At 66.1% G+C, this 24,009-nt stretch carries 28 protein-coding genes; 18 read left to right on the top strand and 10 right to left on the bottom strand.

Annotation, left to right across the window (positions count from 1 at the left end):
- Positions 1-44 precede the first annotated feature (44 nt).
- From dapE to ACVRRC_RS11545, 3 genes are read left to right on the top strand one after another with little or no spacing between them, the layout of a single operon-like run.
- Positions 45-1,193 carry a succinyl-diaminopimelate desuccinylase gene (dapE, locus tag ACVRRC_RS11535; protein ID WP_048329540.1) on the top strand — a complete coding sequence of 383 codons (1,149 nt, stop codon included), beginning with the start codon at positions 45-47 and terminating at the stop codon, positions 1,191-1,193.
- Positions 1,187-1,993: a putative RNA methyltransferase gene (locus ACVRRC_RS11540; RefSeq protein WP_472997030.1), complete on the top strand. Its 807-nt coding sequence runs from the start codon at positions 1,187-1,189 to the stop codon at positions 1,991-1,993. The genes dapE and ACVRRC_RS11540 overlap by 7 nt, the downstream gene beginning before the upstream one ends.
- A 59-nt stretch (positions 1,994-2,052) precedes the next feature.
- Positions 2,053-2,424 carry a hypothetical protein gene (locus ACVRRC_RS11545; protein WP_013983309.1) on the top strand — a complete coding sequence of 124 codons (372 nt, stop codon included), beginning with the start codon at positions 2,053-2,055 and terminating at the stop codon, positions 2,422-2,424.
- A gap of 129 nt (positions 2,425-2,553) precedes the next feature.
- On the opposite strand, the gene ACVRRC_RS11550 is transcribed toward ACVRRC_RS11545, so the two are convergent.
- From ACVRRC_RS11550 to ACVRRC_RS11565, 4 genes are all read right to left on the bottom strand, one after another.
- Complete coding sequence (locus ACVRRC_RS11550) at positions 2,554-2,763, bottom strand: cold-shock protein (protein ID WP_014597146.1); 210 nt, start codon at positions 2,761-2,763, stop codon at positions 2,554-2,556.
- 200 nt (positions 2,764-2,963) lie between these two features.
- Positions 2,964-4,799 (bottom strand): GldG family protein, encoded by a 1,836-nt coding sequence (locus ACVRRC_RS11555; RefSeq protein WP_017246239.1) that lies wholly within the window; start codon positions 4,797-4,799, stop codon positions 2,964-2,966.
- A 9-nt stretch (positions 4,800-4,808) separates the two neighbouring features.
- The gene (locus ACVRRC_RS11560) at positions 4,809-5,540 is read right to left on the bottom strand and encodes an ABC transporter permease subunit (RefSeq protein ID WP_394391132.1); all 732 of its coding nucleotides are present in this window, start codon (positions 5,538-5,540) and stop codon (positions 4,809-4,811) included.
- Positions 5,537-6,460: an ABC transporter ATP-binding protein gene (locus ACVRRC_RS11565; RefSeq protein ID WP_472997031.1), complete on the bottom strand. Its 924-nt coding sequence runs from the start codon at positions 6,458-6,460 to the stop codon at positions 5,537-5,539. The genes ACVRRC_RS11560 and ACVRRC_RS11565 overlap by 4 nt, the downstream gene beginning before the upstream one ends.
- 30 nt (positions 6,461-6,490) lie before the next feature.
- Between ACVRRC_RS11565 and ACVRRC_RS11570 the strand changes: the two genes are divergently transcribed.
- The 7 genes from ACVRRC_RS11570 (at position 6,491) to plsB (ending at position 12,899) form a co-directional block, all read left to right on the top strand.
- Positions 6,491-7,189 (top strand): GNAT family N-acetyltransferase, encoded by a 699-nt coding sequence (locus ACVRRC_RS11570; RefSeq protein ID WP_472997032.1) that lies wholly within the window; start codon positions 6,491-6,493, stop codon positions 7,187-7,189.
- A gap of 76 nt (positions 7,190-7,265) precedes the next feature.
- Positions 7,266-7,835, top strand: a complete 570-nt coding sequence (locus ACVRRC_RS11575) for a GNAT family N-acetyltransferase (RefSeq protein ID WP_095460448.1) — start codon at positions 7,266-7,268, stop codon at positions 7,833-7,835.
- Between the two features lie 54 nt (positions 7,836-7,889).
- The gene (gene blaOXA / locus ACVRRC_RS11580) at positions 7,890-8,660 is read left to right on the top strand and encodes a class D beta-lactamase (protein WP_472997153.1); all 771 of its coding nucleotides are present in this window, start codon (positions 7,890-7,892) and stop codon (positions 8,658-8,660) included.
- A 67-nt stretch (positions 8,661-8,727) separates the two neighbouring features.
- Positions 8,728-9,432, top strand: a complete 705-nt coding sequence (locus tag ACVRRC_RS11585; protein WP_472997033.1) for a class I SAM-dependent methyltransferase — start codon at positions 8,728-8,730, stop codon at positions 9,430-9,432.
- Positions 9,398-9,766, top strand: coding sequence for a hypothetical protein (locus tag ACVRRC_RS11590; protein ID WP_472997034.1), 369 nt, complete (start codon positions 9,398-9,400; stop codon positions 9,764-9,766). Before ACVRRC_RS11585 ends, ACVRRC_RS11590 begins: the two co-directional genes overlap by 35 nt.
- Positions 9,767-9,838: 72 nt before the next feature.
- Positions 9,839-10,252 carry an ester cyclase gene (locus tag ACVRRC_RS11595; protein ID WP_011913809.1) on the top strand — a complete coding sequence of 138 codons (414 nt, stop codon included), beginning with the start codon at positions 9,839-9,841 and terminating at the stop codon, positions 10,250-10,252.
- Positions 10,253-10,397: 145 nt separating this feature from the next.
- The gene (gene plsB, locus ACVRRC_RS11600; protein WP_472997035.1) at positions 10,398-12,899 is read left to right on the top strand and encodes a glycerol-3-phosphate 1-O-acyltransferase PlsB; all 2,502 of its coding nucleotides are present in this window, start codon (positions 10,398-10,400) and stop codon (positions 12,897-12,899) included.
- On the opposite strand, the gene ACVRRC_RS11605 is transcribed toward plsB, so the two are convergent.
- Positions 12,857-13,321, bottom strand: coding sequence for an N-acetyltransferase (locus tag ACVRRC_RS11605; protein ID WP_061374341.1), 465 nt, complete (start codon positions 13,319-13,321; stop codon positions 12,857-12,859). The two genes, plsB and ACVRRC_RS11605, sit on opposite strands and share 43 nt — an antisense overlap.
- Before the next feature lie 145 nt (positions 13,322-13,466).
- Between ACVRRC_RS11605 and ACVRRC_RS11610 the strand changes: the two genes are divergently transcribed.
- Positions 13,467-14,138: a DUF4197 domain-containing protein gene (locus ACVRRC_RS11610; protein ID WP_472997036.1), complete on the top strand. Its 672-nt coding sequence runs from the start codon at positions 13,467-13,469 to the stop codon at positions 14,136-14,138.
- A gap of 102 nt (positions 14,139-14,240) precedes the next feature.
- Here ACVRRC_RS11610 and dsbG read toward each other — a convergent pair whose 3' ends face one another.
- Genes dsbG through ACVRRC_RS11630 form a run of 4 tightly spaced genes read right to left on the bottom strand, consistent with a single transcriptional unit; the run spans position 14,241 to position 17,923 of the window.
- Entirely contained in the window at positions 14,241-15,008 is a 768-nt protein-coding gene (gene dsbG / locus ACVRRC_RS11615; RefSeq protein WP_014597154.1) for a thiol:disulfide interchange protein DsbG, read from the bottom strand.
- Complete coding sequence (locus ACVRRC_RS11620) at positions 15,005-15,820, bottom strand: redoxin family protein (RefSeq protein ID WP_472997037.1); 816 nt, start codon at positions 15,818-15,820, stop codon at positions 15,005-15,007. The genes dsbG and ACVRRC_RS11620 overlap by 4 nt, the downstream gene beginning before the upstream one ends.
- A gap of 58 nt (positions 15,821-15,878) precedes the next feature.
- Positions 15,879-17,243, bottom strand: a complete 1,365-nt coding sequence (locus ACVRRC_RS11625) for a heavy metal sensor histidine kinase (RefSeq protein ID WP_472997038.1) — start codon at positions 17,241-17,243, stop codon at positions 15,879-15,881.
- Entirely contained in the window at positions 17,240-17,923 is a 684-nt protein-coding gene (locus ACVRRC_RS11630; RefSeq protein ID WP_013983327.1) for a heavy metal response regulator transcription factor, read from the bottom strand. The genes ACVRRC_RS11625 and ACVRRC_RS11630 overlap by 4 nt, the downstream gene beginning before the upstream one ends.
- Before the next feature lie 209 nt (positions 17,924-18,132).
- Here ACVRRC_RS11630 and ACVRRC_RS11635 point away from each other — a divergent pair, with 209 nt between their 5' ends.
- From ACVRRC_RS11635 to ACVRRC_RS11660, 6 genes are all read left to right on the top strand, one after another.
- Positions 18,133-18,387 (top strand): heavy-metal-associated domain-containing protein, encoded by a 255-nt coding sequence (locus ACVRRC_RS11635; protein ID WP_472997039.1) that lies wholly within the window; start codon positions 18,133-18,135, stop codon positions 18,385-18,387.
- 20 nt (positions 18,388-18,407) lie between these two features.
- Positions 18,408-18,854 (top strand): DUF411 domain-containing protein, encoded by a 447-nt coding sequence (locus ACVRRC_RS11640; protein WP_049325596.1) that lies wholly within the window; start codon positions 18,408-18,410, stop codon positions 18,852-18,854.
- 279 nt (positions 18,855-19,133) lie between these two features.
- Entirely contained in the window at positions 19,134-20,888 is a 1,755-nt protein-coding gene (locus ACVRRC_RS11645) for a copper resistance system multicopper oxidase (RefSeq protein ID WP_472997040.1), read from the top strand.
- An 11-nt stretch (positions 20,889-20,899) separates the two neighbouring features.
- Positions 20,900-21,217, top strand: a complete 318-nt coding sequence (locus ACVRRC_RS11650) for a hypothetical protein (protein ID WP_125912024.1) — start codon at positions 20,900-20,902, stop codon at positions 21,215-21,217.
- A complete protein-coding gene (locus tag ACVRRC_RS11655; RefSeq protein WP_068506289.1) occupies positions 21,207-22,109 on the top strand; it encodes a copper resistance protein B in 903 nt (300 codons plus the stop codon). The genes ACVRRC_RS11650 and ACVRRC_RS11655 overlap by 11 nt, the downstream gene beginning before the upstream one ends.
- A gap of 10 nt (positions 22,110-22,119) precedes the next feature.
- Positions 22,120-22,776 (top strand): c-type cytochrome, encoded by a 657-nt coding sequence (locus tag ACVRRC_RS11660; RefSeq protein ID WP_011913825.1) that lies wholly within the window; start codon positions 22,120-22,122, stop codon positions 22,774-22,776.
- Positions 22,777-22,788: 12 nt separating this feature from the next.
- Here ACVRRC_RS11660 and ACVRRC_RS11665 read toward each other — a convergent pair whose 3' ends face one another.
- Positions 22,789-23,328, bottom strand: a complete 540-nt coding sequence (locus tag ACVRRC_RS11665) for a DUF3087 domain-containing protein (RefSeq protein ID WP_068506288.1) — start codon at positions 23,326-23,328, stop codon at positions 22,789-22,791.
- A gap of 177 nt (positions 23,329-23,505) precedes the next feature.
- Here ACVRRC_RS11665 and ACVRRC_RS11670 point away from each other — a divergent pair, with 177 nt between their 5' ends.
- Positions 23,506-23,991: a GNAT family N-acetyltransferase gene (locus ACVRRC_RS11670; protein WP_011913827.1), complete on the top strand. Its 486-nt coding sequence runs from the start codon at positions 23,506-23,508 to the stop codon at positions 23,989-23,991.
- Positions 23,992-24,009 lie beyond the last annotated feature (18 nt).

Here is a 24,009-nt window from a genome sequence, read left to right on the forward strand (position 1 = left end):
TTTGCTTTAATATGGCGCCCTTTCCCCGCCGTACCGGAGCCGTGATGACCGCCCCCGCCCTCTCCCCGACCCTCGAACTGGCCTGCGAGCTGATCAACCGCCCCTCCGTGACGCCGCTGGACGAAGGCTGCCAGCAGCTGATGAGCCAGCGCCTGGCGGCTTGCGGCTTCGCCATCGAGCCAATGCACATCGAGGACGTGGAGAACTTCTGGGCCATTCGCGGCAACGAAGGCCCGGTGCTGTGCTTCGCCGGCCATACCGACGTGGTTCCCACCGGCCCGCTGCAGGCCTGGCAGAACCCGCCGTTCAGTGCGCGCATCGACGAGCAGGGCATTCTCCACGGTCGCGGCGCGGCAGACATGAAAGGCAGCCTGGCCGCCATGGTCGTGGCAGTGGAACGCTTCACCGCCGACCATCCGGACCACAAGGGACAGATCGCCTTCCTGATCACAAGCGATGAGGAAGGCCCGGCGCACCACGGTACCAAGGCGGTGGTCGAACGCCTGCGCGAGCGCGGCCAGCGCCTGGACTGGTGCATCGTCGGCGAACCCTCGAGCACCAGCCTGGTGGGCGACGTGGTGAAGAACGGTCGCCGCGGCTCGCTGGGCGGTACGCTCACCGTTCGTGGTCAGCAGGGCCATGTGGCCTACCCCCATCTGGCGAAGAATCCGATCCACCTGGCCGCGCCGGCACTGGCCGAGCTGGCTGCCGAACACTGGGACGATGGCAATGCGTTCTTCCCGCCGACCAGCTTCCAGATCTCCAACCTGAACGCCGGCACCGGCGCCACCAACGTCATCCCCGGCACGCTGGAAGCGGTATTCAACTTCCGCTTCTCCACCGAGTCGACCGTCGAAGGCTTGCAGCAACGCACCGCGGCGATCCTCGACAAGCACGGTCTGGACTGGAGCATCGACTGGGCGCTGTCCGGCCTGCCGTTCCTCACCGAGCCGGGTGACCTGCTCGACGGCGTGGCCAAGGCGATCCGCAGCGTCACCGGCCGCGAAACCACGCCGTCCACCAGCGGCGGCACCTCGGACGGACGCTTTATCGCCACCCTGGGTACCCAGGTGGTCGAGCTCGGCCCGGTCAATGCCACCATCCACCAGGTCGACGAGCACATCCTGGCCAGCGATCTCGATGTGCTGACCGACATCTACTACCAGACCCTGGTGAACCTGCTGGCATGCTGATCTGCCCGATCTGCCAGGCGCCGCTCAGCGCGGTGGAAAACGGCGTGGCCTGCCCGGCCAACCACCGTTTCGACCGCGCGCGCCAGGGCTACCTGAACCTGCTGCCCGTGCAGCACAAGAACAGCCGCGATCCGGGCGACAACCAGGCGATGGTCGAGGCGCGCCGGCGCTTTCTCGATGGCGGTCACTATGCGCCGCTGGCCCGGCGCCTCGCCGAGCTGGCCGCCGAGCGCGCGCCGCAACGCTGGCTGGACATCGGCTGTGGCGAGGGCTACTACACAGCCCAACTGGCCGCCGCGCTGCCGGATGCAGAAGGCTGTGCACTGGACATCTCCCGCGAGGCGATCAAGCGCGCCTGCAAACGCGCCCCGCAACTCGAGTGGCTGGTGGCGAGCATGGCCCGCGTGCCGCTGGCCGATGCCAGCTGCGACCTGCTGGCCAGCGTGTTCAGCCCGCTGGACTGGCAGGAAGCGCGACGCCTGCTCCCGCCCGGCGGCGGACTGCTGCGCATGGGGCCGACCCGCGAGCACCTCTGGGAGCTGCGCGCGCGGCTCTACGACGAGGTACGCGACTACGACGACGAGAAACACCTGTCGCTCATTCCGGACGGCATGCGCCTGACCCACAGCGAAACAATCAGCTATGAACTGCAGCTGGACGACGCCCAGGCCCGCGCCGACCTCCTGGCGATGACCCCGCACGGCTGGCGCGCCAGCGCCGAGCGGCGCGCCGCCGTCATCGACACGCCGCTGGCGGTGCGGGTTGCGATACGCTACGACTGGATCGAACGAATTTCCTAAGGCAAACGCCTCGATAGCATGCGAGGCAGGCCAAGGCACAACACAGAAGGCAGTCGCCCATGCGTCAACCCGATATCGAGATCTACCTCAGGGATGCCAGCCAGGAAGCCGTCGGCGAGTGGCTGGCCGAGGCCATCGGCCCCTGCTCCGCCTGGCAGCAGAAAGGCCAGACCTTCAAGTGCAACGCCGCCGGGATTCCAGTGACCTGGCTGCCCAAGGCGGTCGGCAAATGGCACTGCCTGCTCTTGGAAAGCGACGCCACGCCCTGGGCCGATGACCTGGCCTGCGCGCGCGCGGCGCATCAGGCGCTGGGCGTAGAAATCCGTTGCGCCCCGGGCGGCTGGCAGGAAGAGGAAGCCGAGGAAGAGGCCGACCGCTGGATACGCGTCAGTGCCGACGGCGAAGAAGAGATCGTCTGGCGCACGGGTTGATCGCACCTGGGTCGTGAAACACCCACCAGGAACCAGCAGATTGGCCCCAGGGGGTCTGCAGCGGAGCGTCGCCAGGCTCAAAAAACAAAGCCCGTCATCAGGACGGGCTTCGTTCTTCTGCGACCGGAGTCAGAGGCCGGCGACGTCCTCGGCCTGCAGGCCCTTCTGGCCCTGGATCACCGAGAATTCCACCTGCTGCCCCTCGGCCAGCGAGCGATGGCCGTCGCCACGAATGGCGCGGTAATGCACGAACACGTCGGCGCCATTACCCCGCTGAATGAATCCATAGCCTTTTGCATCGTTGAACCACTTGACGGTCCCGGTTTCGCGCTCAGCCATTACCACTTCTCCAACTCGCTTTTTGTTATTCCTCGGAAGAGGGTTTCCACAGCCTGACCCTCGTGCATTCGTCAGCTTGCGAATGCGACTCGAAAGCAGCCGTCGCCGGAGTATAAGCCAAGGATTTCTGCTGTCAGCCCCTTTTCCGCCTCGCGTCGTCTGCCCTGCACGGCAGCCATGGCTGCCGTGCAGGGCCAGCATCAGGCGCTACGGCGGCGCCGCCACAGCCACAGCGCGAGTACGCCCAGCGTCAGTACCAGCGGTACCAGGGCGATATTGACGAATTTCAGTGTGCGCCCCAGCGCCTCGATATCGGCGTTGAGCTGGTAGCGTACCTCGCGCAGCTCTTTGCGGATGCGCACCTTTTCCTGGAGGAACTGGCGCAACGCCTGCTCCTGCTCGCCGGAGAGCTCCAATGCCTGTTCGGGGTCCGGGCTCTGCAGCTCGGCCAGCTTCTGCTCGGTATCGGCCAGGCGCTGTTGCAGCACCTCCTCCTTCTCGCGGAAGCGGTTCTCGGCCTGACGCTGCAGCGCTTCGACCACCACGAACGGCCGGGTGAAGCGCCCGCGCGAACGCACGCTGATCAGCGCATCGGTGCCGGAGAGGTTGTCCAGCGCGTTGATCACGAAGGCGCCGTTGTCGGCCCAGGGCTGGGGCACGCGCTGACCGAAAAAGTCCTGCACCTGCACCCACATGCGGTCGGCCAGCATGTCGGTATCAGCCACCGCGATGACGTTAATGTTCTGGCTCTCCTGGATGCCCTTCTCGCGCCCTTCGATACCATTGGGAAATGCCGTCTTGGCCGGGCCCTGAATGCGCGCTGCCAGGGTATAGCGCTCGCCGGTGGGCTCGAAGCCGAGCAGCAGGGTCTCCGGGTTATCCAGTGTGGCGAAGCGTTCGGCATCCACCGGCATGGCGTATTCGGAGCTGCGCATCAGCGGGGTGAAGCGCGTGGTCGCCCCTTCCAGCGGTTCGAGAATGCCGGCACTGCCAAGCGTGATGTTCTCCAGCGCGGCGATGCTCACGTCATCCTGGTCCAGCGCGGCGCGCGGCAGGCTCAGCCAACCGGCATGCCGAACCGGCCGGCGCTCGGCGCCCATGCCCACCGACATGCCGTAAGCGGCATCGGCCAGCGCCTTCTTCGGCAGCATGCGCACGCCCCAGGCCTTGAACAGCGGTTCCAGGTCAGAGACACGCTCCTCGCCAAACTCGCCCGGGCCGATGCCCATGCCCGGATCGATCTCGCTATGCGGATCGAGGAACACCAGGAGCTTGCCACCGCGCAGCACGAACTGGTCGATGGCGAACAGCGTCTGCTCGGGCAGATCCTTCGGATGGATCAGCAGCAGCACCGATACATTGGTGGGGATCAGATCGACATCGCGCTGCAGGCTCTCGATATGGAACAGCTGGCGGACTTCCTCCAGCACCATCCACGGCGGCGTCGCCTGCTGCGTGCGCATGTCGAAGCCACCGGTCAGCTGCAGTCCGGAAAGCACACCCACCACCGGCAGCTCGGCAGTCGCCAGGCTCTGAACCAGGCGGCTGACCTCGTACTCGAGAAACTCCTCCTGATCCAGCGGGAAGAACGGGATGATCTGCGTATTGCCCTCGGCATTGGTGCCGGCCAGCCCGAAGTAGACCTTGTCACCGCCCTGGTTGAGCGGTACCGCCTGCAGGCCGAACTCGGCGGCGCGGTCTTCTTCCTCGGAGAACGGCTGCGGATCGATCACGTGCAGCTTGAGCTTGCCGCCAGAGGCCCGCTGATAGGCACGCAACATCTCCTCGACCCGACGCGCGTAGTTGCGCAGCGCGACCAGGTCCTTGGCGGTCTCGTCCGAATAGAAGAAATGCAGCTCGATGGGTGACTGCAGCCCCTCGAGGATGCGCTCGGTACCCTCGGAAATGGTGTAGAGCTTCTGCTCGGTCAGGTCCAGCCGGGCATTGGTCAGCAGCGTGCCGGTCAGCCCGTTGAACAGCAGGAATGCCAGCGCGATCAGCAGCAGCCCGGCACCGGAATAGATGACTCGTTTCATGGTGACTCCTCAGGCGGCTTTCTTCAGGTCGACGACCACGGCGGTGGCCGCCAGCCAGGCGACGATCAGCGTGACGAAATACAGCAGGTCACGCAGGTCGATCACGCCCTTGCTGATGGAGTCGAAACGGATCAGGAAGCTCAGCGAAGCCACCGCGTCGATCAGCCACTGCGGCGCCCAGGCGAGAGCGTCGAGCACCATTGGCAGACCGCTGACGATGAACAGGAAGCACACCGCCACCGAGAGGATGAAGGCGATCACCTGGTTTTTCGCCAGCGCCGACATGCACGAGCCAATGGCCAGGAAGGCGCCGGCCAGCAGCCAGCTGCCGAGATAGCCGGCGACGATCACGCCATTGTCCGGCTCACCCAGGTAATTGACGGTGATGACCATCGGGAACGTCAGCAGCAGCGCGATCCCGGCAAAAACCCAGGCGGCGAGGAACTTGCCGGCGACCGCCTCGAAGCGGGTGATCGGCAGCGTCATCAGCAGCTCGATGGAACCGGACTTGCGCTCCTCAGCCCACAGGCGCATGGCGATAGCGGGTACCAGGAACAGGTAGAGCCACGTATGAAAGCTGAAGAAGGGCGTCAGGTCCGCCTGGCCGCGCTCGTAGAAACCGCCCAGGTAGAAGGTGAATACCCCGGACAGCACCAGGAAGATCACGATGAACACATAGGCGAGCGGCGTGGCGAAATAGCTGCCCAGCTCGCGCCTGAAGATGACCGGCAACTGGCTCATAGCGCTTCCCCTCGCGTCAGGTTACGGAACACCTCATCCAGCCGGCCGCGCTCCACGTCCAGCTCGGTGACGGCCCAGCCCTGCTGGGCGATCAGCGCGTTGACCTGCGGGAAGATCACGTGCCCGGGCTGCGCCAGTACGGTCAGGCTGTGCTCGCGCTCGTTTCGCTCGACACCGGCGACACCCGGCAAGGCCGCCAAGGCGACTTCGTCCAGCGGCGCATCACTGACCAGCGTGACCGCCTGGTGATGCTTCGAGCGGCTTTCCAGCTCCAGCGGCGTGCCATCGGCCACCAGCCGACCATTGGCGATCACCACCGCGCGGGTGCAGACCGCACTCACCTCTTCGAGAATATGGGTGGAAATGATGACGATCTTGTCCTGCGCCAGCCCCTGGATCAGCTGGCGCACCTGATGCTTCTGGTTCGGATCGAGCCCGTCGGTAGGCTCGTCGAGGATCAGCACGTCAGGGTCGTGCAGGATCGCCTGGGCCAGACCGACACGCCGCTTGAAGCCCTTGGACAGGGTCTCGATGCTCTGCCCCAGCACCTTCTGCAATTCCACCTGGACGACAGCTGCGTCGACCCGCTGACGCTTGTCCGCACCGCGAAAACCACGCACTTCGGCGATGAACTCGAGAAAGCCACGCACCGTCATGTCGCCATAGCAAGGTGCGCCTTCGGGCAGATAGCCGATCAGCCGCTGGGCCTGGAGGGTCTGGGTGCGGATGTCGTGACCGAGGATGCGGGCAGTGCCGGATGTCGGCGCGAGAAAGCCGGTCAGCATCTTCATCGTGGTGGACTTGCCGGCCCCATTGGGGCCGAGGAACCCCAGCACCTCTCCGCGCTGGACCTGGAACGACAGGTCGTCGACCGCGGTGTGCTGGGCAAAACGCTTGGTCAGGTTGCTTATTTCAATCATGGGCTCTCACCAGTGCGCACAAGGCCTGGCGTGCCGCCGCGCGACCCGAGCCAGGCCCTGCAAAAATGCCGGCGGAACTATAAGAACAGCTACTGGACGAATGCAACCACGCGGCTTGGCGGCAACGTTTGCCGGACGTTGCCGCCAAGCCTCCAAGCGATGCAATGGACCCCGCACAGCGCTTGGAGTACGTTCTCGAATCCATGGAAAGCGGCGATCGATCTGCCTGATCACGCCGCCTCTCAAGGTGGTTACCGACACATGTCCCTACGCTTCGGAGAAATTCCTGCCTCGCTGGCGCCAATGGAGCTGTTGCTGCTCGCCGATCCTTCGCCGAGCAAGGTGCGCTCGTATCTGGCGGACTCGACGTGCTTCGCCGCATCGCTCGACGGAACGGTCGTCGGCATCGGTGTCGTGCGGCCGATCGGCGAAGGCGCGCATGAGCTGATGAATATCGCGGTACGACCCACCCGGCAGAAAGCGGGCTACGGCACGGCACTGCTGGAATGGATCATCGAGCACTACCGCAGGCTCGGCGCCGGCCGGCTCGAAGTGGGCACGGGGTCGTTCGGCTATCAACTGGCGTTCTATCAACGCCAGGGCTTTCGCGTAACGCGAATAGAACGAGACTTCTTCGTCGACCACTACCCCGAGCCGATCATCGAGGTCGGGATCCGCCACCTGGACATGCTGCGCCTAACGCTCAGCTATTCAGGTGATTCCGGTTAGCCGCGGCCAAGTCGCCGCCCTTGCTGCAAACGGAGCTGCGAGCAACAGCCTCCTCCTTTGATCCGAGAGCACTGCAATGCCGAACCCGATCGAGTTCGAAACCGAACGCCTGTTCATGCGGCAATGGCGCCCGAGCGACCGGGCGCCCTTTGCCGAACTGAACGCAGACCCGCGGGTCATGGAGTATTTCCCTGCCCCGCTCGAGCGCGACGAGAGCGATGCGCTGGCTGATCGCTGCCAGGCGCTGATCGAGCAGCGAGGATGGGGCTTCTGGGCCGTGGAGCTGAAGGGATCCGCCGAGTTCATCGGCTTCCTCGGCCTGCATATACCGATCGCCGAGCTGCCCTTTTCGCCCTGCGTGGAGATCGGCTGGCGCCTGGCCTTCCAGCACTGGCACAGAGGTTTGGCAACGGAGGCCGCGCGCGGTGCGCTCGAGGTGGGCTTCGACAGGCTGGATTTGGCGGAAATCGTCTCTTTCACCACGCTCGGCAATCAGCGTTCGCGCGCGGTCATGCAACGAATCGGCATGCGCGAGGCGAGCCGCTTCGAGCATCCGAGCATACCCATCGGTCATCCACTTCGCGCACACTGCCTGTACCGTCTTTCGCAGGTGGACTATCGGGCGCAGCGGATTGCAGGCGACTGAGCCCCGTCCGAACACGCTCCCACCTACAACCTGGTCCTGGTCATGCCCGTCCTGTTGCTCTCCCTGTTACTGCTCGCTGCTCCCGGCTTCGCCCATGCGGAGGACGGGGCAATTGCCCGTCTGTTCGAACGCGCGGGGGTCGAGGGGACACTGGTCATCGAGTCCGTCGCCACGGGCCAGCGCTTCGTCCACAACGATGAACGCGCCGGCACGGCTTTTCCCGCAGCGTCCACGTTCAAGGTGCTGAACACCCTGATCGCACTGGAGGAAGGTGCCATCGCCGGGGCGGACGAGATCATCCCCTGGGACGGCACCCGTTACGAGATCGAGGACTGGAACCGCGACCAGACCTTGAAGAGCGCATTCAGGGTCAGCTGCGTCTGGTGCTACCAGAGGCTGGCCCGGCGGGTGGGCGCGACGGCCTATCTGCGCCACATCCGCCAGGCGCATTACGGGCAGCTGCACCAACCTGTCAACGTCACCGAGTTCTGGCTCGATGGCTCGCTGCGCGTCAGCGCCGAACAACAGATGGGCCTGCTGCGCCAGGTGGTCGCACGCAGCCTGCCGTACCGGGCGAACAGCTACGACACCCTCAGGACCATCATGCGCGTCGACAGCACGCCGGCTTATAGCCTGTATGCCAAGACCGGTTGGGCGGCTCGCGACAATCCTGGCATCGGCTGGTACATCGGCTATGTTGAAGCCGGCACCGACACCTGGCTGTTCGCGCTGAATCTGGACACCCGCGATGCGACCGATCTGCCCCTGCGCCAGCGGATCGCGCTGGATGCGCTGCGGGCGAAGGGCATACTCCCGGCCCAGTGATTCTTCCAATGGTCCGCCGCAGCAACCCGGCGACGCCGCGTTCCACACCACACCAAACGGAGCCGCCATGCGCAGCGACGAGATCAAAGCGGTATTCGATCAACAGGCCGCCAGCTACGACGAGCGCTGGGCCAGAACCGCGCCCATTCGCAACGCGCTGCATTTTCTTCTGGAGGCGGTGTTCGCGCCGCTGCCGGCCGAGGCGCGGGTACTGTGCATCGGCGCCGGCACCGGCGAGGAAATTCTGCACCTGGCCCAGTGCCGACCCGGTTGGACCTTCACCGCGGTGGAGCCATCGGGCGCGATGCTGCACGTCCTTCGCGACAAGGCAATCCGAGCCGGAATCGAACAGCGCTGCCAGTTCCATGAGGGCTACCTGGAGACACTGGCTGAGCAGGCCCCCTTCGACGCGGCAACCTCCCTGCTGGTATCCCAGTTCATTCTCGAGCGCGACGTACGCATCGGCTTCTTTCGTGACATAGCCGCCCGACTCGGCCCGGGAGCGCTATTGGTCAGCTCTGACCTGGCAGCGGACGTCACCACGCCGGCATATGCGGCGCTGCTGGAAACCTGGCTGAACATGATGACCCTCGCCGGCATTCCCGCGGCAGGCCTTGAGCAGATGCGTGCCGCCTATGACCGTGACGTGGCGATACGGCCCCCGGAGCAGGTCGCGTCCATCATCGAGGCCGGCGGCTTTGCCTGCCCCGTGCCGTTTTACCAGGCCGGGCTGATCCATGCGTGGTGCGCGCGGCGAGCCGATGCGCCCTAGCGCCCGCCCGGTCGTGCAGGCGCTGCTGATCGCCTCTATCGCCGGCGCTTTCATCTGGGCATTGTCGCCCTGGGCCAGTGGTCAGGCCGAACCCTGGGACGGCGACGGCCTGTACTACAGTGGTGCGCTGTTTACAGCAGGCGTGCTGGCCGGCTTCATCGTGCCGCGACCACGCTGGGCACTGTACCTTGGGGTCGTCGTCGGCCAGGTGCTGTACCTGCTCCTGTTCCTGCCCCTCAGCCCGCTGCTCGCCGTGGGCTTCGCGTTTCTGCTGCTCTGGTCGCTGCTGTTTGCGGCCGGGGCCTGTGCCGGCGCTCGCCTTCGTGCCCGTTGACGCGCCGGCGTGGCTCATCCGGGCAACCCACGTGTCGAACGGGACACCGGAATCCCGCAACGGAGGCTTTCAATGACCCCGCCAGAACTGGCCAGCATTTACCGCGCCTATATCGCCTGCCTCAATGCCCGGGACTGGCCCGAGCTCGGACGTTTCGTGCATGACCAGGTCCGGCATAACGGCAACCGCATCGGCCTGGCCGGCTATCGACAGATGCTGGAAAACGATTACGCCACCATTCCGGACCTGCATTTCGAGATCGAACTGCTGGTCAGCGAGCCACCGCATGTCGCGAGCCGGCTGCGCTTCAACTGCTCGCCGGCGGGCCGTTTTCTCGACCTGGACATCGACGGGCGGAAGGTCTCGTTCGCCGAGAACGTCTTCTATGAATTCAGGGACCGGAAGATCGTCGAAGTTCATTCGGTGATCGACAAGCCCGCCATCGAGGCTCAGCTGTCGGCACGAGGGCAACCGCACGGGCGTTGACCGATTTTGCCCGAGCTCTGCCGGCAGCCATATACCGGTGTGGATCAGGCACCGACAGAGCAGCGCAGGTTTTGCCCGCCCACCTCGCTTGGGGCACACTTGCCGCCTTCGAGGGCTCCGCCCCTTCCACAGTCGAATCCGCCGTATGACCCGCTCCCCCGTTCGCCGTCTGATCTTCTCCCTGGTGCGCCGTGTGCTGTACACCTGGGTGCGCTCGGAGACCATCAACCAGTCCGCCTTCACCCTCAAGCTGGATCGCAGCAAGCCGGTGTTCTATGTGCTGCAGCAACCCTCGCTGAGCGATCTCGCCGTGCTCGATGCCGAGTGCAGCAAGGCCGGGCTGCCACGCCCGGTGGCCGATGTGGCGGTGGGCGAACTGGTGGAGCCGGCCGCCTTCTTCTTCCTCAATCCGGCACCCAGCTGGTTCGGCCGGCGTACCCGCCTGGTCGCGCCACCGGCGCTGGTGCGGCTGGTCGGCGCGCTGGAGCACAACGCGGTAGAGAACGCGCAGATCGTTCCGGTCAGCGTGTTCTGGGGGCAGTCGCCGAATCGCGAGACCAGCGCCTGGAAGCTGCTGTTCGCCGACAGCTGGGCGGTCACCGGGCGCCTGCGCAAGCTGCTCAGCATCCTGGTGCTGGGGCGCAAGACGCGCGTGCAGTTCTCCGCGCCGATCCAGCTCAACGAACTCATCGCCCAGAACAAGGGGCACGAGCGCACACTGCGCATGGTCCATCGCATGCTGCGGGTGCACTTCCGCAACCAGAAGACCGCGGTGATCGGCCCGGACCTGTCGCACCGGCGCAATCTGGTGAAGGGCCTGGTGCACGCACCGCAGGTCCGCCAGGCGATTCGCGAGGAAGCCGAACGCGAGAAGATCCCCATCGAGAGGGCCGAGGCCAAGGCGCTGCGCTATGGCAACGAGATCGCCTCGGACTACGCCTACACGGCGGTGCGCTTTCTCGAGGTTGTGCTGTCCTGGTTCTGGAACAAGATCTACGACGGCATCCGCGTCAACCATATCGAGCCGTTGCAGGACGCCGTCCGCGGCTACGAAGTGATCTACGTGCCCTGCCACCGTAGCCACATCGATTACCTGCTGCTCTCCTACCTGCTGTTTCGCAACGGCCTGACCCCGCCGCACATCGCCGCCGGCATCAACCTCAACATGCCGGTAATCGGCAGCCTGCTGCGCCGCGGCGGCGCCTTCTTCATGCGCCGCTCGTTCAAGGGCAACCCGCTGTACACCTCGGTGTTCAACGAATACCTGCACAACCTGTTCACCCGCGGCTTCCCGGTCGAGTACTTCGTGGAAGGCGGGCGTTCGCGCACCGGCCGCATGCTGCAACCCAAGACCGGCATGCTGGCGCTGACCCTGCGCAGCTACCTGCGCTCGTCGCGCCTGCCCATCCTCTTCGTGCCGGTCTACATCGGCTACGAGCGGGTGCTGGAGGGCCGCACCTACCTCGGCGAATTGCGCGGCGCGGCGAAGAAGAAGGAGTCGATCTTCGACATCTTCAAGGTCATCGGCGCCCTCAAGCAGCGCTTTGGGCAGGTCTGGGTAAACTTCGGCGAGCCGCTCAAGCTCAACGAATTCCTCGAGCAGGAGCAACCCGGCTGGCGCCAGCAGGCCTATGCGCCGGACTATCGCCCGCAGTGGCTGAACGACGCCACCAACCACCTGGCCGAGCGCATCGCCCAGCGCCTCAACGAGGCGGCGGCCGTCAACCCGGTCAACCTGGTGGCGCTGGCGATGCTCTCCACCAGCCGTCAGGCGCTGGACCAGCAATCCCTGGCACGCATCCTCGATCTCTACCAGGCGCTGTTGCGCGCAGTGCCCTATTCGCCGCACACCACGCTGCCGGAGGGAGACGGCAACGCACTGATCGCCTACGTGAAGAGCCTCGACCTGCTCGCCGAGCAGAAGGACGCACTGGGCAACATCCTCTATCTGGACGAGCAGAACGCCGTCCTGATGACCTACTACCGCAACAACGTGATGCATATCTTCGCCCTGCCCGCACTGCTGGCGAGCTTCTTCCAGAGCAGCTCACGCATCAGCCGCGAGCAGATCCAGCGTTTCACCGAGGCGCTGTACCCCTATCTGCGTGCCGAGCTGTTCATGCGCTGGGAGGTCGAGGAGCTGGAAGCTGTGGTCGATCAGTGGCTGGCAGCCTTCGCCGAGCACGGGCTGCTCAAGGTGGACGGCAACCACTACGTGCGCCCGGCGCCAAGTTCGCGGCAGTTCGTCCTGCTCACCCTGCTGGCGCGGGTGGTGATGCAGACCCTGCAGCGCTTCTACATGGCCACCTCGCTGCTGCTCAACAGCGGCCAGCACAGCCTGAGCGCCGAGGAGCTGGAGAATCTCTGCACGGTCATGGCCCAACGCCTGTCGATACTCCACGGGCTCAACGCGCCCGAGTTCTTCGACAAGACGCTGTTCCGCCACTTCATTCAGAGCATGCAGGAACAGGGTGTGGTCAGCACGGATGCCAATGGCCGCCTGGGCTACCACGAAAAGCTCGCGGAGCTGGCCGAGGGAGCCGCCAAGCGCGTGCTACCGGCGGAGATTCGGCTGTCGATCCGGCAGGTCGCACTGGAGCGCCATCACGACGACAGCGAGGCGACGCCGCCGCCGACCGACGCCTGACGCTGCCAGGTCATCAGGCGTTCCGGGTGGCCGGTGTGTGCGTCCAGTTGCTCGCCTGCGACCTGGAAGCCGTGACGACGATAGAAGGCGATGCTGGCGTTGTTGGCGGCGTAGACGGTCAGGCTCAGCTGCTCGCGCAGGCGCTTGGCGTGCTCGAGCAGGGCCGAGCCGATGCCTGCGCCCTGCTCCGCTGGTGCCACGAAGATCGCCGCCAGGATGTCATCGAGCAGCGACACGAAGCCGACCAGCGTGCCATCCCGCTCGTAGACCCAGGTCTGCGCAGCGGGCAGATAGAGGTTGCGCATGTCATCCAGCCGCGCCTCCCAGAAACTGCGCGCGACGAAGTCATGGGCCCGGCTGGATGCCTCGAGCCATATGCTCAGCAGCGTTTCCAGGTCATCGGGGCGGTAGGGGCGGATCATGTGAAACGTCTCCAGAACTGCGGGGGCACGACGGTAGCGCATCGTCGCCTGGATGTCGCGCCGCCGGGAATCCACTAGCATCAACGTCAGTATCCACCGGCGCTCTAACGCCAGACACGCCCCATCTGCCAGCAAGGTAACCACCATGTATCGCATCACCACTCTCGTCGCCGGCCTGGCCCTCTCCGTCAGTGCCTTCGCCCTGTCGCTCGCCGACCTGACCCAGCGCGATGCCAGCGCCGGCCTCAAGGATGCCCTCAGCCAGGGCGCCAAGGTCGCGGTGCAGCAGCTCGGGCGCCCGGGCGGCTTCAGCAGCGACCCGAACGTGCGCATCGAGCTGCCGGGCAACATCGGCAAGGCCTCGCGGATGCTGAAGATGGTCGGCATGGGGGCCCAGGTCGAGCAGCTGGAAAACAGCATGAACCTGGCCGCCGAGAAGGCCGTGCCGCAGGCTCAGCAATTGCTGCTCGATGCCGTGCGCAAGATGACCGTCCAGGACGCCAAGGCGATTCTCGCCGGCGGTGACGATTCGGCTACCCAGTACCTGAACAAGTCCAGCCGCGAACAGATCCGCGCCAGGTTCCTGCCCATCGTCAAGCAGGCCACCGACCAGGTCGGCCTGGCGCAGCAGTACAACGCGGTGGCGGCCAAGGTTCCGGCGAGCCTGAACGGCAACTACGCCAATATCGAAAGCTATGTGACCGAACAGGCGCTGAACGGCCTGTTCACGGTGATCGCCGAGCAGGAAGCGAGCATTCGCAAGAACCCGGCCGCGGCAGCCACCAGCCTGGCGAAGAAGGTCTTCGGCGCACTCTGACGCACGGGCGCGCGTCTGCGCAGCTGGCGGCGGGCCGGAGCGGAACGCCCCCGCCGAGGGGGCGCGTGAATCGCTGAGAGGGCTTCAGGCCAGGGACTGGCGTCAGCGCGGCCCCAGGATGGTTTCCAGCGCCTCGGGGCGTGGCGCGCCCTGATGCTGCTGCAGCCGATCGTTGTCGTCGAGATAGAAGATCGCCGGCGTGGCCTGGGCGCCCAGTTCACTCATCAGCATCAGGTTGTCGGTGAGCTGTTTTTCCAGCGCTGCCGGGATCTGCTCCAGCGCCTTGAGTTTGCTCGCCTTGCCGGCCGCCTCGTGCGCGTTGAGCGCCGCCTGGGGATCCTTGGCGCTGAGCAACGCGGCGGACTTGCCGGCGCTGTCGGCGCGCAGCATGCCGACCATGATGTGACGCAGCTGTACCTTGCCCGCCTCCACCCAGGGCCGCGCCTGCTTCCAGAACATGTTGCAGTACGGGCAGTTCGGGTCGCTGAACAGGTAGACGATACGTGGCGCGTCGCCCCTGCCATCGGCGATCCAGCTGCTGCCCGCCATGCGCGCCCACATCTCCTTGCCCAGCGGTTCGTACACCAGTTTTTCCAGCTGTCCGCGGGTCAGGTCCTCGCCCTTGGCGTCGAGCAGGCTGCCGATCAGTACGTGCTCGCCATCCGGCGTGAGGTACAGCGCCATGCCCTGCCCGTTGTAGCGCGCCGCGAACCCCTCCAGACCACCCGGCGCATCGAAGCGGCCGACGATCTCGGCGCCGCGCGCTTCGACGGCCTTGATCGCCGCTGGCAGCTCTTCGGCCTGGACGGCGGGAAATGCGAGCAGGCTGATGCCGGCCAGCAGGCAGGATATTGGCTTGGTTCGAATCACTGCGTAGATGCCTCTTTCAGAGTTTCCAGCGCACGCGCCAGGCTGGCGTGCGAGAGTTCGCCGAGATGGCTGCCGACCTGGCGCCCCTGGGCGTTGTAGAACAGCGTGGTGGGCAGCGCCGTGGAGCCGACGTGCTGGCCGAGCCGACCGCCGCTGTCGAGCAGCACGTTGTCCAGTTCCAGCCCGGCCTGCTCCATGAAACGATTGATTTCGCCCTCCCCCTCGCCCTGGTTGACGAACAGGAACAGGGTATCGCTTTCCCGCGCCTGGGCCTCGGCCAGCACCGGCATTTCACGCCGGCACGGCGGGCACCAGGTTGCCCAGAGGTTGATCACCAGTGGTTGGCCGGCGTAGTCCTCCAGCGCAACCGGCCGTCCCTGACTGTCGCGCAGGGCCATTTCCGGCAGGCGGGTGCCCTGCTCGAAGGAATACCAGGCCAGGTTGCCGAAGCCCCAGCTCAGCACGCCGACCGTCAGCGCGATGCCCAACGGCCTGCGCAGTCCGCTGTCACGCCAGCCCCACCAGATGCCCAGCGCCAGCGCAGCGACCAGCCCTGGCCAGGCAATGAAGCCGCCGTCGCGAATATCGATGACGCTCAGCCAGTCGTCGCGGTAGTACGCCCAATAGGTGGCGACGAAGGCCAACCGGGCCACCAGCACGGCGACCAGCAGGAGGCGAAACAGCTGCCGCTCGGGATTACGACCGCTGCGCCGGCCGACCCGCCAGCCGACCAGACTGGCCAGCAGCAGGCTGCCGAGCAGGATCACATGGGGCATGGCCAGGGTCAGCGGGCCGATATTCAGTGTCAGCATCTACTCTCCGTTGGTTGATTCGTGTCGGTCTGGGCCGCTCGGAACATCAGGCGCGACATCAGACGGGAAACTGCAGACAGAAGGTTGTCCACCCTTGTTCCGAACGGCAGCTGATGTCGCCACGGTGTGCCTGGATGATGGAACGGGTGATCGCCAGCCCCAGCCCGGCGTTACTCGGGCTGCCTTCGCGACGTGCCGGGTCGACCCGGTAGAAGCGGTCGAACAGCCGCTCCAGGTGCTCGGGCGCGATGGTCACCCCCGGATTGGTCACCGCCAGCGTCACGCATTCAGCGCGGCGCTCGATGGTGACCCTGATCAGCTCGCCGTCCGGCGTGTAGCGCAGCCCATTGGACAGCAGGTTGGACAGCGCGCGGCGCAGCATTGCCAGGTCGCCCTGGATGGTACCGGCACCGGTCAGCTCGAAGCGCACGCCGCGCTCGTCCGCCGGCAGCTGGTAGTAGTCGAGCAGTTGCGTACAGAGCTGCTCCAGCGCCACCGGCTTGGCATCGGGGACGATCAGGCCGTTGTCGGCCTTGGCGAGGAACAGCATGTCGTCGATCATCCGCGACATGCGCTGCAGTTCCTCAAGGTTGGAATGCAGGTTGTCCTGGTACTGCTCCAGCGAACGCCCGCGCGTCAACGCCACCTCGGTGTGGGTCATCAGGTTGCTCAGTGGCGTGCGCAGCTCGTGGGCGATGTCGGCCGAGAAGTTCGACAGCCGCACGAAGGCGTCTTCCAGACGCGCCAGCATCGCGTTGAAGGCCTGTACCAGCTGCTGCAGCTCTGCCGGCGTCGAGTCATCGGGAATGCGCTCGCGCAGCGACTTGGCCGAGACCGAGGCCGCCACCTGGGTGACCTCGCGCAGCGGCCGCAGCCCGCTGCGCACCAGGAGCCAGCCGAGCAGCCCGCTGAGCAGTGCGCACAGCACCAGCGCCGCCCAGAGCCAGCCGCTGAAGGTATGGAAGAAGGCCTTGTGCGCGGTCACATCGAGCATGACCAGCAGCGTCAGGCGCCGCCCTCCCACCTCGACATGCCCCGCTTCGCCCCGCCAGACGCGGCCCTCCAGGGTCAGTTCACCCTCGTTCTCGCCGATCAGCATGAGCAGCGACGGCTCCGCCGCCTGCTGCTCCGGTCGGGGGAAGAGCTGCGTGCCGGCCTCGTCGAAAACGAAGCCGCGCATCTCGCTATGGCCGTCCAACAGCACTTGCAGCTGCGGCCGCACGCGCTCGAAGTGCTCCAGGTCGTCCAGGCCGGTCAGCAGACGTCGGCTCGCCTCGAGTTTCTCGTGCAGCGTGTGGCGGTCCAGCTCATCGAAGTGATGCTCGCTGAGCTGGCCGAAGAAATAGCCGGCCGCCGCCAGCACGCCGGTGACCGCAAGCATGAACATCAGGCTCAGCCGCGCGGTGAGCGACAGCCGGATCATGGCGCGTCCGGCTCGTCGAGCATGTAGCCCATGCCGCGCGCGGTATGGATCAGCTTGGGTTCGAAGCCGTCGTCGATCTTCGCCCGTAGCCGGCGGATCGCCACCTCGATGACGTTGGTGTCGCTGTCGAAGTTCATGTCCCACACCTGCGAGGCGATCAGCGATTTGGGCAGCACCTCGCCGCGCCGGCGCAACAGCAGTTCCAGCAGGGCGAACTCCTTGGCGGTCAGGTCGATGCGCTGACCGGCGCGCGTGGCGCGGCGCTTGAGCAGGTCGACCTGCAGGTCGGCAACCTGCAGCTGGGTCTGCAGCGCCGTCGCATTGCCGCGCCGCAGCAGGGTGCGTACCCGCGCCAGCAGCTCGGAAAAGGCGAACGGCTTGACCAGGTAGTCATCCGCGCCCAGCTCCAGACCCTTGACCCGATCCTCGACACGATCCCGCGCGGTGAGGAACAGCACCGGCACCTCGTTGCCCGAGGCACGCACCAGTCGCAGCACTTCCCAGCCGTCCAGACCCGGCATCATCACATCAAGGATCAGCAGGTCGTAGGGCACGCTCAACACGTGCTGCAGCGCATCGGTGCCGCTGGTGACGCGGTCGACGGTGAAGCCGGCCTCGCTCAGCCCCTGCTGCAGGTAGGTGCCGGTTTTCGGCTCGTCTTCGGCGACCAGCAGTTTCATGCGGATATTCCATCGGTGGTGGACGGCGCAAGTGTGGCAGCGCCGCACACCGCTGCGCCACGAAGCTGACAGAAAAGTAATCTTGCGCTCAGCCTCCCGTCAGGCCGCTCGCGTTAGCGTGAGGCCCAGCACATCAGGCTTGACCTTGCCATGGAGTCAAGGTCGAGCATCGCGCCAGCTCCCTGGAACTGGCAAGCGAGGAACCACCCATGAACAGTATTCGACTCAAGGTCACCGGCATGAGCTGCGGCGGCTGCATCAGGCATGTCACCGCGGCGCTGCAGGCGCTGGAGGGTGTCGAAGTGGACCTGGCCGGCGGCCTGGTTCGGATCGACGGCAGTGCCGATGACGCGAATCTGATCGCAGCGCTCGCCGAAGCCGGATACCCCGCCGAAACCCTCGACCGTCGCAGCGCCTCGGCCGCCCGCACAGGTGGATGTAGCGGCGGTTGCTGCTGCAGCTGAACTCAGATCTGGAGAAACGCATGAAACCTTATCTCACCGTACTCGCCGCACTGCTGATGTCCGGGGCGGCTCAGGCCGCCGAGGTCATCGATGTACACCGGGACGCCAACTGCGGCTGCTGCAAGGACTGGATCAAGTATCTGGAAACCAATGGGTTCGAGGTGCGCGACCATGTGGAAGTCAACATGCTGCCGGTCAAGGAGCGCCTCGGCGTGCCGCCGCGCCTGGGCTCGTGCCATACCGGCGTGATTGGCGGCAAGTTCGTCGAAGGCCACGTGCCGGTGGCAGCGATCCGCGAGCTGCAGCAGCGCGACGATCTGGCCGGAGTCGCCGTACCGGGCATGCCAGCCGGCTCGCCGGGCATGGACTACGGCCAACCACACCAGCGCTATCAGGTGATCGGGCTGACCAGTCAGGGCCGCGACCTGGCGCTGGGCGACTATCTCGGCAGCCAGCCACTTCGCTGAAAGCAGCTCGCCTGGCAGGCGGCAGCACACGGGCCGACCCTCGGCAGGCACCCTGCCTGCCGCCATCCGGGCGCAGGTGTCGTCGCCAGGCGCGGTGACAGACCAAACGGCCCGCTCGCTTACCTTGTCAAGCTGCCGTCAAAAGCCTCCCGGTCAGCAAGCTGACAGAACCGTAATGTTCGGCTCAGCTTGTCGTCAGATGCGCCGCGCTATGGTGAGCGACAGGACTGCTGCGACTGTTTGTCCAGCGCAGCCACATCGCACATGAACAGGACCAGCATGCACTCGACCAGCTCTCGGCGCACCTTCGTCAAAAGCCTCGCCGCCGGCGGCGCCTTCGCCGGACTCGGGCTGTGGCGCCAGCCCGTCTGGGCGCTGACCAGCCCCGGCCAGCCGACGGTACTCAGCGGCAGCCAATTCGACCTGACCATCGACTCCATGAGCGTCGACTTCACCGGCCGCCGGCGCACCGCCATGGCCATCAATGGCAGCATTCCCGGGCCGCTGCTGCGCTGGCGCGAGGGTGACACCGTGACCCTGCGCGTGCGCAACCGCCTGCCGCAGGAAACCTCGATCCACTGGCATGGCATCCTGCTGCCGGCCAACATGGACGGGGTGCCCGGCTTCAGCTTCGCCGGCATCGCGCCGGACGGCATGTACGAGTACCGCTTCAAGGTCAAGCAGAGCGGGACCTACTGGTATCACAGCCACTCGGGCTTCCAGGAGCAGCTCGGCGTCTACGGCCCGCTGATCATCGATCCCGAGGAGCCCGAGCCGTTCGCCTACGAGCGAGACTATGTGGTGTTTCTCTCCGACTGGACCGACGAGAGCCCGGCGCGCGTCCTGGCCAAGCTGAAGAAGCAGGCCGACTACTACAACCAGGGCCGCCGCACCGTCGGCGACTTCATCAACGATGTCGCCGACCAGGGCTGGCGCAAGACCTTCAGCGACCGCTGGGCCTGGGCGAAGATGAACATGTCGCCCACCGATCTCGCCGACGTCAGCGGCGCGACCTACACCTACCTGCTCAACGGCCAGGCCCCGGACGGCAACTGGACCGGGCTGTTCCGGCCGGGCGAGCGCATCCGCCTGCGCCTGATCAACGGCTCGGCGATGAGCTACTTCGACTTCCGTATTCCCGGCCTCAAGCTCACCGTGGTCGCCGCGGACGGGCAGAACATCGAGCCGGTAACGGTCGACGAGATTCGCCTGGCGGTGGCGGAAACCTATGACGTGATCGTCGAGCCGGACGGCAGCCAGCACGCCTACACCCTCTTCGCCCAGGCCATGGACCGCAGCGGCTACGCCCGCGGCACGCTGGCCGTGCGCGAAGGCCTGCAGGCCCCGGTGCCCAACCCCGATCCGCGCCCCGAACTGACCATGGACGACATGGGTCATGGCGATCACGCCGCCCATGGCCAGGCTGCCGCAACGCCCGCGCAGGGCCATGACGCCCATGCCGGACACGGCGACCATGGCGCGATGGATCACGGCTCGGATGGCAGCGGGATGCAGGCACATCCGGCCAGCGAGACCAACAACCCTCTGGTGGACATGCAGACCATGATGCCGGTGGCCAAGCTGGACGACGCAGGCATCGGCCTGCGCGACAACGGCCGGCGCGTGCTGACCTATGCCGACCTGCGCAGCGCCTTCGCCGACCCGGATGGCCGCGAACCGGGCCGCACCATCGAACTGCACCTGACCGGCCACATGGAGCGCTTCTCCTGGTCGTTCGACGGTATTCCCTTCGCCGACGCCGAGCCGATCCGCCTCCGGTACGGCGAGCGGGTGCGCTTCGTACTGGTCAACGACACCATGATGCACCACCCCATTCACCTGCACGGGCTGTGGAGCGACCTGGAGGACGAACACGGCGACTTCCTGGTGCGCAAGCACACCATCGACATGCCGCCGGGCTCGAAACGCAGCTACCGGGTCACAGCAGACGCCCTCGGCCGCTGGGCCTACCACTGCCACATGCTGATGCACATGGACCTCGGAATGTTCCGTGAAGTCCGCGTAGAGGAATGACGGAGAAGCCTATGAAAACCCTCAAGCACACCACCCTGCTCGCCCTCGGCCTGGCCGCCTCCCTCGGCCTGAACGCGGTCCAGGCGCAGCAGAGCGAGCATGACGGTCATCATGCCGAGAACGACCCGGCCGAACAGGCCTCCCCGCAGACCACGCAGCCCAAGACTCAACAGGGCGGCATGATGCAGGGCATGGACCACGACAAGATGAAGGACATGCACGAGCAGCATATGGGCAACGGCCACATGGATCATGGCGGCATGGGCGGCGGATCGGTGGACAAAGACATGCCCAAGGACGCCGAGCAGGGCAATCCGCATGCGCATTAAGCCGCTCCCCGTCGCCGTCGCGCTGAGTCTGGTCACGGCGGCGAGCCAGGCGCAGCAGAACATGGACCACTCCGGCCATGTCGGCCACACTGCGCCGGCAGCGCACGAGCACAGGGATCATGGGCGAACCGATCACGGCCACATGGACCACGGCTCGATGGCGCACCCGCCGGGACAGTCGCCGCGCACGCCCATCCCAGCCATCAGCGATGCGGATCGCGCCGCGGCGTTCCCCAGCCTGCCGGCCCATCACATGCACCAGGGCGGGACGAATTTCCTGTTTCTCGCCGACCAGCTGGAGTGGCAGGACGCCGACGAGGGCAGCGCGCTGGCCTGGGACATTTCCGGCTGGGTCGGTGGCGACATCGACCGTCTGGCGTTCCGCTCGGAGGGCGAGCGTACCAATGGCCACACCGAGGAAGCGGAACTGCAGCTGCTGTGGAGCCACGCCATCGGTCCCTGGTGGGAAACCGTCGCCGGCGTGCGCCAGGACTTCAAACCCGGCTCGCCGCAGACCTGGGCGGCCTTTGGCGTGCAGGGCATGCCGTTGTTCGGCCTGGAAACCGAGGCGACCGCGTTCATCGGCGAAGGCGGCCAGAGCGCACTGCGTCTGGAGGCCGAGTACGACATCCTGCTGACCCAGCGCTGGGTGCTGCAGCCCACTGCCGAGCTCAACCTGCACGGGCGCAACGACGAGGCGCGCGGCGTCGGCGCAGGGTTCAGCGACGCCAGTCTAGGGCTGCGCCTGCGCTACGAGATCAGCCGCCAGTTCGCGCCTTATGTCGGCGTGACCTGGAACCGTGCCTACGGCAACACCGCCGACCTGCTGCGTGCCGAAGGCGAGGATGTCAGCGACACCCGCCTGGTGGCCGGCATCCGCTTCTGGTTCTGAGGGGTACGGCATGAGAACAGTCCTGGCGACGCTGGCGCTGAGTGCCCTGGCGGTGGTGACCGGCGCGGCGCTGGTGCTGTACTCCGGCATCATCGACGTCGGCGCTGACGACCCGCACAGCGCACCGCTGCATGCCGTGCTGGAGACGGCCCGCGAACGCGCCGTAGCCGTGCGCGCCCGGGACATCGAGGTGCCGCCGCTGGGCTCGGCGGAACAGATGCGCTCCGGCGCGGGCAACTACGCGGCGATGTGCGTCGGTTGTCACCTGGCGCCGGGCGTCGCGCCAACCGAGCTGAGCCAGGGCCTCTACCCCGCCCCACCAGCGCTGGCCGAAGCTACCCGCGACGGCGACCCGGCCGCGACCTTCTGGGTCATCAAGCATGGGCTCAAGTCCACTGGCATGCCGGCGTGGGGCCGATTCATGGAGGACCACTACATCTGGTCGCTGGTCGCCTTTGTCGAGCAGCTGCCGTCACTCACTCCCATGGAATACCAGGCGCTGGTGGCCTCCAGCGACGGCCACCAGCACGGCGGCGGCGAAACGGACATGCATGATCACAGCGGCCAGCATTCCAGCCAGACCGGCGATCACCACGGCGCTTCCGAGCAGGGCGAGACAGATGCGAAGGTGCATCGGCATTCCGACGGCAGTCGTCACCAGCACTGACGCACACCTGGTTCAGCGTTTCGCCTCGATCCTGCCGACCCGTTCGAGCCACTCGGACTCGAGCCGGTTCTGCTCGATGTCCATGCCCAGTGCCTCCATCGCCTCGCGGTGACGGTCGATTTCGGCGACCGAATCACTGAGCCCGGTGAGATTGCCATCGAGCTGGTGCATCTGCGTCAGCCCAAGGTGATAGAAGCGCAGCAGCTTGATTGCCGCGGGATCGCCCGCGCCCACGCCGGCCCTGACCTGATGCATCATGTTGGTCACCCGCATCAGACTGCGCTTGAGCCGCCAGCCATAGGCCGCCGAAGCCATCCACGGCTGTTGCCAGTACAGCAGCCGCACCAGCGCGACGGTCAGTGCCAGCCCCGCGACGACCCCGCCAATGTTCAGCCGCAGGTTGTCGCCGCCCGGCTCGCCGAACAGCGCGACCGCCAGGCCCGACAGGCCCATGGCCAGAATGGTGAAGGTGGCCGCGACGATCAGCGTGCTGCGGCGGGTCTCGCGGCGATAGGTTTCGGGGCTGCGCGGAACGATCTCGAATAGCACCACGGGGCGTTGTCCTCGGCTGAAATGGATGGCAGGCGCCGCGCATTATCACCCCATTGGCCCACGCGCGGCTGATGCAGCGCAGCGCTTCGCACGCTCTCGCGAATCGCCCTACGCCAGACATCGCCCCGTCGCCGGTTCAGCCGCTATGCTGCAGCCACCGCCCCACGGGAACTGTCCATGCGCCGCCTCGCCATACCCGCCGACCAGCAACGGGTCTACGACATCTATATGCACCCGGATGTGGTGCCCTACCTCGGTTTCGACCCCATGCCACGTGAAGCTTTCGGCAAGGTGTTCGAGCCGCTGTTCGAAAGCGGCAGCTTCTACGTGTTCGAGGAGCATGGGCAGGTACAGGGCTTCTACAAGGTGCAGCGGCACCTCGGTCGCGCGGCTCATGTCGCCTACCTGGGCACGCTGGCGGTCGCACCGCAGGCCAAGGGCAGCGGACTGGCCCGACGGATGATGCAGGACGCCCTCGACCGGCTGGCCGCCAGCGGCATCCGCCGCGTGGAGCTCAGCGTGGAGGCCGACAATCCGCGGGCGATCGCCTTCTACCAGCGCTTCGGCTTCGTGCACGAGGGAACGCAGCGGGCGGCCTACAAGCGCGCCGGCGAGGATGGCTATGTCGATGAACTGATGTACGGCCTGCTGCTGGAGGCCTGACGGGATGCCGGACGGCGG

It is taken from the genome of Stutzerimonas sp. LR2, from assembly GCF_055755175.1.